The organism is Candidatus Polarisedimenticolia bacterium (genome assembly GCA_035764505.1).
Classification (GTDB): Bacteria; Acidobacteriota; Polarisedimenticolia; order Gp22-AA2; family AA152; genus AA152.
Genome location: DASTZC010000133.1, coordinates 1 through 11,303 on the forward strand (window position 1 = coordinate 1; position 11,303 = coordinate 11,303).

8 protein-coding genes are annotated in these 11,303 nt (G+C 64.9%); 5 read left to right on the plus strand and 3 right to left on the minus strand.

Going from position 1 to position 11,303, the window contains the following annotated elements:
- From VFW45_09430 to VFW45_09440, 3 genes are all read left to right on the plus strand, one after another.
- Positions 1-1,840: hypothetical protein (locus VFW45_09430; protein ID HEU5181003.1), on the plus strand; the 1,840-nt coding region annotated here is incomplete at its 5' end.
- Positions 1,841-1,845: 5 nt separating this feature from the next.
- Positions 1,846-4,554: a protein kinase gene (locus VFW45_09435; GenBank protein ID HEU5181004.1), complete on the plus strand. Its 2,709-nt coding sequence runs from the start codon at positions 1,846-1,848 to the stop codon at positions 4,552-4,554.
- A gap of 79 nt (positions 4,555-4,633) precedes the next feature.
- The gene (locus tag VFW45_09440) at positions 4,634-6,334 is read left to right on the plus strand and encodes a M20/M25/M40 family metallo-hydrolase (protein HEU5181005.1); all 1,701 of its coding nucleotides are present in this window, start codon (positions 4,634-4,636) and stop codon (positions 6,332-6,334) included.
- Positions 6,335-6,359: 25 nt separating this feature from the next.
- Here the strand turns inward: VFW45_09440 and VFW45_09445 are convergent, their stop codons facing one another.
- Together VFW45_09445 and VFW45_09450 are read right to left on the minus strand one after the other, a co-directional pair.
- The gene (locus VFW45_09445; protein ID HEU5181006.1) at positions 6,360-7,112 is read right to left on the minus strand and encodes an anti-sigma factor; all 753 of its coding nucleotides are present in this window, start codon (positions 7,110-7,112) and stop codon (positions 6,360-6,362) included.
- 1 nt (position 7,113) lies between these two features.
- Positions 7,114-7,638: a sigma-70 family RNA polymerase sigma factor gene (locus VFW45_09450; GenBank protein HEU5181007.1), complete on the minus strand. Its 525-nt coding sequence runs from the start codon at positions 7,636-7,638 to the stop codon at positions 7,114-7,116.
- A 296-nt stretch (positions 7,639-7,934) separates the two neighbouring features.
- Here VFW45_09450 and VFW45_09455 point away from each other — a divergent pair, with 296 nt between their 5' ends.
- Entirely contained in the window at positions 7,935-8,798 is an 864-nt protein-coding gene (locus VFW45_09455; protein HEU5181008.1) for a DoxX family membrane protein, read from the plus strand.
- Between the two features lie 34 nt (positions 8,799-8,832).
- Here the strand turns inward: VFW45_09455 and VFW45_09460 are convergent, their stop codons facing one another.
- The gene (locus VFW45_09460; GenBank protein HEU5181009.1) at positions 8,833-9,714 is read right to left on the minus strand and encodes an SDR family oxidoreductase; all 882 of its coding nucleotides are present in this window, start codon (positions 9,712-9,714) and stop codon (positions 8,833-8,835) included.
- A 250-nt stretch (positions 9,715-9,964) separates the two neighbouring features.
- Between VFW45_09460 and VFW45_09465 the strand changes: the two genes are divergently transcribed.
- A complete protein-coding gene (locus tag VFW45_09465) occupies positions 9,965-10,708 on the plus strand; it encodes a DUF1326 domain-containing protein (GenBank protein ID HEU5181010.1) in 744 nt (247 codons plus the stop codon).
- Positions 10,709-11,303: the final 595 nt, after the last annotated feature.

An 11,303-nucleotide genomic window follows, 5' to 3' on the forward strand; every position in this document is an offset into this window, starting at 1 on the left:
CTGCAACGAGCTCGAAGGTTTGCAGAAGGAGGTCGAGTCGGGGGACATCGAGGAGTCGATCAGCGCGTCGAGATCGCGCAGCTCGATGGATCTTCAAATGGCGAAGCGCCGCACCCCCTGGCTCACGGTGGCGGCGGGACTGGTCCTGGTCGCGGCCATCGCGGCCGTCTTCCTTTTTCTGCGCAAGCCCGCGCACGCACCGGAACCTGCCTTGAATGTGAAGACGCGGCCCATGACCGGGTCGGTGGGCGTGGAGAGCGCGGGCAGCTGGTCGCCGGACGGCGGATTCTTCGCCTACAGCCACTCGCGGGAGGGGCCCATGGACATCTTCGTGGTGTCATCCGCGGGAGGCGACCCGATCACCCTGGTTCAAAGCGCCTCCGACGATGTGTCCCCGCGCTGGTCTCCCGATAACCGCTGGGTGGCTTTTTCCTCGAACCGCGGCGGCAAGACTGGCATTTACCTGGTGCCGCCCCTGGGAGGGCAGGTGCAGAAGCTGGCCGATACCGGCATCCCGACCCTCGCAAGCATGATTTTCGGGATCCTCGGGTCGAGTCCTTGGTCGCCCGATGCACGCCGGCTCCTTTTCTCGCGCCTGGACGAGACCGGTGCCATGGGCCTCTGGCTGCTCGAGCTCGACAGCCGCAAGGAAACGCAGCTGACCCACCCGGAGCCCGGCAGCCTGGATTACACTGCCAGCTTCTCGCCGGACGGTTCTCAGATCCTCTTCGGACATTCCACCGGCAATGGCAGCTCCGCTCAGGTGATGCCGGCGGCGGGAGGCCCGGCGAAGGAGATCCTGCGCGAGTCGTCCCTTTATCTCTTTCCTTCGTGGGCGCCGGATGGCAAGCGGATCGTCTACAGTCCGATCTCAGACGGCATCTGGGTGGCCGATCTGGCGTCGGGACACAAGCGGCAGGTCATTCCCCTCGACAATCCCGATCTGCCGGTGGTTGCCCGCGACGGCCGGATCCTCTACGACAAGTCGAGTCACCAGACGGATCTCTATATCCAGGACCTGGAAGGGGGCGAGCAGAAGCGGCTGACGTTCCACACCCAGGACAACTTCTCGCCGCAGATTTCCCCGGACGGCGGCATGATTGCCTACGAGTCCTCGCGCACGGGGAACGGCGAAGTCTGGCTCATCGACCGCAAGACCGGCAGCGAGCGACAGCTCACGAACCGTCCGGCCCAGGACGCGGACCCATCCTGGTCGCCCGACAGTCGGGAGATTGCCTTCGTATCCGATCAGGACGGACAAGCCGGCCTGTGGATCGTCTCGGTGGAGCAGGGAGCGCTGCGCAAGGCGGGGAGCCAGACCATCACGCGAGCATCCCCTCGATGGGCGCCGGATGGGGCGACGATTGGAATCGTCTCGCGCGGAGAAAAGGGAGACGCCCTCTTCCTCGTCGATCCGAAAAGCGGCGCGAGCCGCAAGGTGCTCGATCACGTTTCCGATTTCGGCTGGTACCGGGATGCGGACCACGTGATCTATGCCGTGGAAGGCCCCGAGCCCGAAATGCGCGTGGCCAACCTCAAGTCCGGCGAGTCATCGGTGCTCCTGAAGACGCCCTTCGGCGAGATTCAGGTTTCCCCCGATGGGAGCGGCGTGAGCTACTGCACCGCGCTGTCGCATTCCAACATGAACCTGTTCCTCCTGCCGCTGGCTCCTGCGCCTTCGGGGGGACTGCCGCGTCCGGCAGGACCTTCCCGGGCGATCACCGACGGCAAAGGCGAGTGGCACGTGCACAACGGCGGATGGTCGCCCGATTCCCGGCAGGTCATCTACACGCGCGACACCGACACCGGCGACATCTACCTGCTCGAAGGAGCGCTGTAACGCACATGTCTCTCGAACCCGGCACAAGGCTCGGCCCCTACGAGATCGTCGGCCCGCTCGGCGCCGGCGGCATGGGCGAGGTCTACCGCGCCAAAGACACGCGCCTCGGGCGTGACGTCGCCATCAAGGTGCTTCCCGCACATCTCTCCTCGCAGCCGGAGCTGAGGCAGCGGCTGGAGCGCGAAGCGCGCGCCGTCTCCAGCCTCAACCATCCGCACATCTGCACGCTGTTCGACATCGGGCACCACGAGGGGACCGATTTCCTCGTGATGGAGCACCTGGAAGGGGAGACGCTGGCCGAACGGCTCAGGCGCGGTCCGCTCCCGTTCCCGGAGCTGATGCGCGCCGCGATCCAGATCGCCGATGCCATGGATCGCGCTCATCGCAGCGGCATCATCCATCGCGATCTGAAGCCCGGCAATGTGATGTTGACCAAGGCGGGAACGAAGCTTCTCGACTTCGGACTCGCCAAGGAGATGGGCATCGGCTCGGCCCCGTCGAGCCTCACCGCCTCGCCGACCATGCTGAGCCCGCTGACCGCTGGCGGAGCGATCCTCGGGACCTTCCAGTACATGGCGCCCGAGCAGCTCGACGGCAAGGAAGCCGATGCGCGCAGCGATGTCTTCGCGCTCGGCGCCGTGATCTACGAGATGGCGACCGGGACCCGCGCCTTCGAGGGGAAGACGCAGGCATCGCTCATCGCCTCCATCCTCAAGGAGGAGCCGCGGCCGATCCGCGCCACGGTGCCGGCCGCGCCGGTCCCTCTCGACAGGCTGGTGAAGCAGTGCCTCCAGAAGGATCCGGACGAGCGGATTCAGAGCGCCCACGATGTCCGGCTCCAGCTCGAAGCCATCGCCGAAGGCGCAGCATCCGCCCCGGAGAGCACCCCCGCCGCTGCCGGCCACCGCGAACCGCGCCGTAGCCGCGAGCGCCTCGCCTGGGTCATCGCCGCCGTCGCCGCGATCGCTGCCGCGGCCGCAGCCGCGGCAGCGGTCTCGGCAGGATTCTTCAGGACGGAGCCGCCGCCATTCCCCGTTGTGTCTTCCATCGCCGCGCCGGTCGGCGCGGCTCTTCCGTCGAACATCCTGCCGCTGGCCCTCTCTCCCGATGGCCGGCAGATTGCCTTCGTCGCCCGGGGCACGGCGGGAAACGGCATCTGGGTCCGGCCGCTCGATTCCGGCAAGGCCAGGCTCCTGCCGGGGACCGAGGGCTCGGAGTGCCCTTTCTGGTCGCCGGACTCGCGGTCGATCGGCTTTTACGCCGGGGGCAAGCTGAAGAAGATCGATCTCGCCGGCGGACAGAGCGACGTGCTGGCCCCCATGGGGATCTGCCTCGGAGCCTCCTGGAGCCCCGATGGATCGATCCTCTACATCGCCGATCGCTACCTCCCCATCACGAGGATCAGCGCCGCGGGAGGGGAGCCGCAGGTGCTGGTGGCGGCCGGCAGCGTGAAAGGCAAGAGAGTCTTCTCCCAGCCGAGCCTTCTTCCCGACGGTAAGCATCTCCTCTACACCGTGAACGAAATCTGGGAGGGAGGTGAGAACAGCGGCATCTTCGTGGCCACGACCGAAGGCAAGGACGAGCGCAAGATCCTCCCCATTCTGTCCAACGCGCGCTACGTGCCCCCGGGCTATCTGATTTACGCCAAGGACGGCTCGCTGCGCGCCCAGCGATTTGATCTGAAGAACCTCGAGGTGAGCGGCGACCCCGTCACCCTGGCGGACGGCATCCAGTACTTCGGCTTCTATGCGAGCAACGTCTTTTCTGTCACCGACACGGGCATGCTGGCCTTCCTCCCCGGCGGGGGAATACCGGCGAGACAGCTCACCTGGATCGATCGGCAGGGTGCCGTTCTGGAGAAGACCGGCAAGCCGGGGAACTACTTCTCGCCGCGAGTCTCCCACGACGGCAGGCGCATCGCCGTCGATCAGAGCGAGGCCACGAGCGACAGCGGCGACATCTGGGTCCAGGATCGCGAACGCGGCATCGCCACGCGGCTCAGCTTCGATCCACGCAACGAGTCCTCCCCGATCTGGTCGCCCGACGACCGTCGCATCCTCTTTTTCGGCAATTTCCCGAGTCGCAACGACCTGTTCACCGTGTCTTCCGATGGCACGGGCTCGATCGAGACGCTCCTGTCGAACGAAGCCGACAACCTGCCGAGCGACTGGTCGAGCGACGGGAAGTTCATCCTCTACCAGACCAGCAAGAACGGGATCTTCTCGAACACCGACCTGATGATCTTCTCGGTGGATGAGAAGAAATCCGAGCCCTGGCTGGTAACCCCGTACGCCGAGCGCCAGGCCAGGTTCAGCCCCGATCTCAGATGGATCGCCTACAGCTCGGACGAATCGGGGCGGACAGAAGTCTACGTGCGGGGATTCCATCCGCCGGGAGGGAAGTGGCGCATCTCCAGCGATGGCGGCTCAGCGCCGGTATGGCGCCCCGACGGCAAGGAGCTCTTCTTCGTCTCCGCCGACGCGAAGGTCATGTCGGTCGCCGTGCGCCCCGGGGCGGCTTTCGACGGCGCCCCCGCGACGCCGCTGTTCGGCATACCGGGCGATATGTTCGACCTGTCCGTCGTCACCCAGTTCGACGTCGCCCCTGATGGCCGGAGCTTTCTCATGAACCTCGAAGCCCCCGCCGACGGCCCGCGGATGATCACTCTTGTCACGAACTGGCCCTCACTCCTGAAACCGGGTGCGACGCCGTGACCCTCGCGCCCGGCGCGCGTTGACAGCGGCCGAGGCGAGGCGCCATACTCCGCAGTCCAACCCCACAGGGATGATCACCATGAGACGCTCCAGGAGCTTTCTGCGCTTCGCCATGCTCTCGATCGCTATCCTCCCCGTCGCGGCGCGTGCCGGTGAGGAGAAGGTCGATCTCGCGACCGTCCACCGCATCAAGGAAGAGGCCTTCAAGGATTCGAAGGTGATGGATCACCTCTTCTATCTGACCGATGTCAACGGGCCGCGCCTGACCAACTCGCCTGGCGAGCGCGCCGCCGCCGATTGGGCGGTGAAATCGCTCAAGGCCTGGGGGATCGAGGCGGCGCGCCTCGAACCGTGGGGGACCTTCGGCCGCGGCTGGTCGCTGTCGCACTTCACCATGAGCCTGCGGGAGCCGACCTATGCCCCGCTCGCCGGCGTGCCTCTCGCCTGGACTTCGGGAACCAAGGGAATGGTGAGCGGCGATGTCATCCTGGCGCCGCTGTTCACGGCGCAGGAGCTGGAGCGGCGCGAAGGCTTCGATCCGGCAAAGCTGGCGGCGCGCATCCAGAAATATGCCGCCGAGAACAAGGGAAAACTCAAGGGGAAGTTCGTGCTCCTGACGGAAGCGCGGGAGCTCACCCCGCCGACCGACGTGCCGTCGACGCGGCTGGACAAGAAGGCGCTGGAGGAGATGGAGGATGCCGAAGAGCTGTACGTCGCGCCCCCCCTCGAGTGGCCGATTATCAGCATGCCCGAGGATCCGAAGAAAGCCGGACAGCTCTTGGATTCCGCGCCCTTCGCGGTGCGCGCCGAATTGCGCAACCGGACGCGGCACATCCGCGACCGCCTGAACGCTTTTCTGAAGGAAGAAGGGGCCCTGGCCGTGCTCTCCGGCGACACTCGCGGGACGGGCGGCATCCTCTTCGCGGAAAGCGGCGCCTCGTGGGAGACGGGTGCGCCGATTCCGCCGCCCAAGATCTCGCTGGCGCCGGAGCAATACGACCGGCTGTGCCGTCTCGCCGCGAAGAAGATTCCGGTGAAAATCGAGCTGGACATGGAAGCCAGGTTCGACGACGACGCCCCGGAAGCCGCGAACGTCGTCGCCGAGATCCCAGGCGGCAGGAAGAAGGCGGAGATCGTGATGCTGGGCGCCCACCTCGACTCGTGGCACTCCGGAACGGGGGCCACCGACAACGCGGCCGGCTCGGCCGTCGTCCTCGAGGCGATGCGGATTCTCAAGACGCTGAACCTGCCGATGGACCGGACCGTGCGCCTCGTCCTGTGGACCGGCGAGGAGCAGGGGCTCCTCGGATCGGAGGCCTACGTGCAGAAGCATTTTGCCGACATGGTGACGATGAAGGCCCTGCCCGAGCACTCGAAGCTCTCAGGGTATTTCAACCTCGACAACGGCACGGGGAAGATTCGCGGGGTCTACCTGCAGGGGAACGACATGGTGCGCCCCATCTTCAAGGCCTGGCTCGAGCCCTTCGAGGACCTGGGGGCGGAGACGCTGTCGATCCGGAACACCGGAGGGACGGACCACCTGCCGTTCGAAGCGGTCGGGCTTCCCGGCTTCCAGTTCATCCAGGACCCGCTCGACTACAGCTCACGCACGCACCACTCCAACATCGACGAGTACGACCACCTGCAGCCAGGCGACCTGATGCAGGCCTCCGCGATCGTCGCCTCGTTCGTCTACAACGCCGCGACGCGCCCCGAGATGCTGCCGCGCAAGCCGATGCCGAAGCCGCTGCCGCCGAAGCAGTTGAGCCCCCCTAACTAGCAGCCATCGCCTGGGTGTCCGCACCCTACTCCTGCAAGGCCTGCTGGAAGCTGCGCAGCTCGACCAGGTTGAGGTCGGAAACGGCGGCATAGCGCATGCCCGCCCGGGTCCAGCGGATCAGGTTGTAGCCGCGCAGGCTCGTCTCCACGGCTCTCTCCCCGGCGCCGTCTTCCGCCGGATAGATGAACAGGTTGATGAGGTGCTTGCGGCGCTGATAAATGAGGGCCGCCACGGGCCTGCGGTCCAGGTAATCCAGGCGTCCCCCGATCAGGGCGAATCCCTCGCTTGCAAGATCCTTGACCTCCGGCGAGAAATCGATCCGACCGTTGAAGGCGGGCTTGACGGTATGCTGGTCGGAGGACGGGAAGTCCGTCAGGTGGGCCGCCATCAGCGATCGGACGTGGGCCGATACGATCTCCTGATTCAGCAGATCCTCTGACGAAGGCATCCTCGAGACCGTCACCAGCGACCAGCCCAGGATCACGAGCGAGATGACGGGAGCCGCGACGGCGAGCCAGCGCCAGCCAAAAAACGGGCTCGCGGCGAACACCTTCTCCTGCTTGCGCACCGCCGCGCGGACGCGCGAGCTCAGCTGCGCAGGGGCGTCATGGTAGAGGGAAGCGGTACCGAGGGCCGATCGCAAAGCCCGATGCCCCTCGAGAACCGCCGCGCAATCCTTGCAGTCGGCCAGATGCCGCTCGATCTCCAGGCTGGAGCCGAGATCGAGCTCGCCGTCCGCGTAAGCTTCGATGAGGTCGCTTTTCTCCGGGCAGGCCACCTCAATCCTCCTTCGTACCACGCTCGCTCAAGACCTGCCCCAAAATCCGCCGGGCGCGGGCCAGGCGCGACATGACCGTTCCGATCGGCAGTCCGCCGACCTCTGCGATCTCCTTGTAGCTCAGCCCCTCAAGCTCGCGCAGGACCAGGGTTTCCCGGAACTCCACCGGGAGGGCTTCGAGCGCCGCCAGAAGATCCTGCCGCGTGGCCCTCTGGAGCAGCTCCATCTCGGGACCCTGGCTCCTGTCCTCGACGTCATGCAGCTGCTCATCGAAGGAAACGGTGGTTCCATGCGCCTGGGATCGCTGCAGCCAGGTGTAACCCGCATTGCGCACGATGGACAGGAGCCACGCTTTGCTGTTGCCGCCGCGGAATCCTCCGAAGAAGCGGACGGCACGCAGGTAGGCTTCCTGGACGACGTCTTGGGCATCTTGATCGCTGCGGGTCAGCCAGCGCGCCAGGTTGTAGGCGGCGCTCATGTGGGGCAGGAAGGTGCGCTCGAACCTTTTCAGCTCGGCCGGGTCCATGGAGCGTTGCACCCTCGCAGCTTGCCGGGCGAGTCGTTCCGCCCCAGGTGAGGCGAAACGCTATCACACTCTGAAATGATCGGCCCACTTTGTGATCCTGCCGCTCAAGTGCGGCTGAATTCCCGCGGATTCCCGGATCGACCTGCCGCCCCCACAAGAGGAGACCCGCCCTCCGAGTTTTTTATTCCCCTGGCCCCAAAGGCAGCTTTTCCGGGACTAAGCAGGGGGGGACTTCAGTCTCCAGGGATGAGTCCTGAATATCCACTGCAACGTCCACTTCAAATGGAGGTCCTGTCATGAGTCAGAATCGGATGAACAGCAACGCCATCCAGCGCCTCGCCTTCAGCACCGCGCCGCCGGCCACGCTGCTGCCGCGCGCCATCATCGGGGGAGTGTTCCTCCTGGAGGGGATTCTGAAGTTCCTCAATCCCGGGGAGCTGGGCGTCGGCCGCTTCATCAAGCTCGGAATCCCCGTGCCGGCCTTCTTCGCTCCCTTCGACGGGGTTTTCGAGATCGGCTGCGGGATTCTCCTGATCCTGGGGCTGATGACCCGCCTGGCGGCGATTCCGATGATCATCAACATGATCGTGGCCATCACCTCCAGCAAGATCCCGCTCCTGCTCGAACAGGGATTCTGGAAGGCGGCCCATGAAGCTCGCCTGGATTTCTCGATGCTGCTCGGCTGCATCTTTCTCCTGCTGGTGGGGGCCGGGTCGTTCTCGCTGGATTCCCTCCTGGCATCGAGATCCGGGGAAACGGCCTCCGTTTCCCGGCATCCTTCCCGCACGGCGGCCATGAGCTACAAGACGATTCTGACGATCCTCGCGGCCGGAGTGCTGTTCCTCGTGGCTCCCGCTCGGACTTCGGCTGGAGAGAGCGGCGTGGAACGAACGGTGGAGGTCCGGTTGACCGAGTACAAGATCGAGATGCCCCTCCGATTGGCTCCCGGCCCGACCCTGTTCAGGGTGACCAATGCCGGCTCGATGTTTCACCGCTTCGAGATCGAAGGAAAAGGGATGGAAATGGAAATCGAGCCTGGCGTGGATGCAGGTCAGACGAAGACGCTGAAGCTGGACCTCAAGACCGGCGCCTACGAGGTCTACTGTCCCGTGCACGGCCACAAGAAAGCCGGCATGTCCCTCCGCCTGCAGGTCGGGTAGGTGATCCGGATATCAGGGCGCTCTTCGCTCCGGCTCACGGGCCAGGGCGGAGGGCGCCCTGCGATGCGGGCAGGTGCACCAACGAGGCGCTCACCTCCCAGAAGCGTCGGGCTAGAGCCATGTCCCGGGCCAGCGGTGCCGGCTCCACCATCTTCTCTTTCTCGAAATACTTTCCCGTGACACCGTCGAGATCGGGGCGCGTGGCCAGGGCCACGACGTGGCCCGCGCCCTTCTCGGCGCTGATGAAAAAGGGTCGGAACAGGGCGATGAAGGGCTTCGCCCAGGGGGGCGCGCCGGACCAGATGTTCGTGTTCACCGAGCCCGGATGGACGCTGTTCGACGTGACACCCCGGCCCTTGAGACGCAGCGCCAGCTCCTCGGCGAAGAGCACATTGGCGAGCTTCGAGCGCGCGTAGGCCCGCATGATGGAATAGCCGCGCTCGAAGCCCAGGTCGTTGAAATCGAGGCTGCCCTGACGGTGGCCGATCGAAGCGACGGTGATCACGCGCGCCGGCGCGCTGCGCACGAGGAGGTCCAGGAGGAGGTTCGTCAGGAGGAACGGGCCCAGGTGGTTGACGGCGAAGGTGGCTTCGATCCCTTCCGCGGTCAACCGCCGCGTCCGGTTCACACCGCCCGCATTGTTCACCAGGATGTGGAGGCGGTCGTGGCCTCTCTGGACGGCCGCCGCCAGCTCGCGAATCGCCGCCTGTGAGGAGAAATCGCCGATCAGGCTCGAGACATCTTTCGAGCCGCTCCTCGCGACGATGTCGGCGAGGGCGGATTCGGTGCGGGCTCGGTCCCGCCCGGTGATGATGACCCGGGCGCCGCCCCTGGCCAGCTGAATGGAGGCCTCAGCTCCGATGCCGCTGGTCGCGCCGGTGACCAGCGCGGTCTTACCTCTCACGTCCCAGGCCATCACATTTCCCCCTGTCAGCCCCGTCTTCGCGGTCGAATCGTGCGTCGGCGGCTGTTTGCGCTGCCAGCAGTTGGTTCGCTCTTACTGCAAAACGTCCCGCATCCTGCGCCGGGCCACCCTCACCCCGATGCCGGCCGACCTAGGCCGTCGGCTTGCGCGCAAGCTCGTCGCGCGGTACGCTCCAGGCGGCCGACCTCCCCGGCATTGCGCTGCATGTTAAACCGTCAAGGACATCGAAGGAGGAGTCGAAATGAAGCGTCTCAAGGGACCTGTCCTGCTATCAGTCAGTCTCGTGATCGTCCTGGCTGGGCTGGGTGCGGCTGTTGTGCTTGCCCAGCAGCCGAAACCCGCCACGCCGGCGTGGGCCATCAACGCCACCATTATCGAGGCTTGCAGCTGCTCCATGTTCTGTCCATGCTATTTCAGCACGAAGCCGTCGCCCGAGCACGAAGGTCACGGCGGCGGCGAGCACTACTGCCAGTTCAACATGGGTTACCACGTCAACCGGGGAAGTTACGGCACCGTCAAGCTGGATGGGATCAAGTTCTGGATCGCCGGTGACCTGGGTGACGACTTTGGAGACAACCAGACGGAGTGGGCCGAGGTGACCTTCGAGCCCTCGGTCACGAAGGAACAGCGCGATGCCGTTGCTGGCATCCTTTTGGGCCCCGGGCACATCTATCCCTGGAAATGGGGCTCCTTCACGGTGGGCAAGGATGCTCCCGTCGAGTGGAAGGCCACGAAAGAGCGCGCGGAAGCGCGTCTCGATGGCGGCAAGGCCGGCGAAATAATCCTGGTGCACAATCCTACGTCGATGACCGGCGACCAGACGGTCATCAAGAATCTCAAGTACTTTGGCGCGGCCCGAAACGATGGGTTTATCCTGATGCCTACGGAGTCCCATGCCTACCGGGTCGGCCCCAAGCCGTTCGAGTTCAAAGGGACGAACGGCTTCATGATCACCATCGACATGAATTCCAAGGATGTCCACTAGGCTTCAACTGGCCGTCGCCGCAGAACGGGACTAGCCGTCGCGTCGCCCGACTCCATGGTAATTGTGACAGCGGGGGGTGGTGTCTCTCGCGCGATTTTGAGGTAAATGCGCTGGTGTTCGCGCGTTTATTGCTTTCGCAGTATTTCCCATGGGTCACGGCCTGTTCTTCAAACGCCCCCGTTCAGCCATCCCGCGGCCTGTAACTGGTCTTGTGCATCCAAGGGTGTGTGACTGACCCCGCCTGCGTTGGAGCGGCTCCGGTGCGAACGAAAAAGTGTCTTGTGGTCGGTGCCGGACTCCATCGTTCGTAACGAGCGATGGACTTCGAGTTTTGAACCTCGACACCACAAGCGATCTTTTTCGACCGTAGGACGGTCGCAGTTACCGCGTGGAGTTGTTTTCCATTCCCGGGTTCGCGTTGTGCAGCCGACAGCTTTGCAATGGCTGCGAACGAAAGCTTTGGAACGAACCCGTGAAAGGTCGAAATATGCCGAAAACAATAAATGAGTGAACACTAGCGCATTTACTTCAAAATCCGGTAAAGACACCCAGACCCCCAGGCTCCCAAAGCACCCCGGGTTCGGACGCGAGTCGG

Bases quoted from the DNA above. Each gene is read 5' to 3' on its own strand.
- VFW45_09435 (HEU5181004.1), top strand. From the start codon at position 1,846: ATGTCTCTCGAACCCGGCACAAGGCTCGGCCCCTACGAGATCGTCGGC.
- VFW45_09440 (HEU5181005.1), top strand. From the start codon at position 4,634: ATGAGACGCTCCAGGAGCTTTCTGCGCTTCGCCATGCTCTCGATCGCT.
- VFW45_09450 (HEU5181007.1), bottom strand. From the start codon at position 7,638: ATGGACCCGGCCGAGCTGAAAAGGTTCGAGCGCACCTTCCTGCCCCAC.
- VFW45_09455 (HEU5181008.1), top strand. From the start codon at position 7,935: ATGAGTCAGAATCGGATGAACAGCAACGCCATCCAGCGCCTCGCCTTC.
- VFW45_09460 (HEU5181009.1), bottom strand. From the start codon at position 9,714: ATGGCCTGGGACGTGAGAGGTAAGACCGCGCTGGTCACCGGCGCGACC.
- VFW45_09465 (HEU5181010.1), top strand. From the start codon at position 9,965: ATGAAGCGTCTCAAGGGACCTGTCCTGCTATCAGTCAGTCTCGTGATC.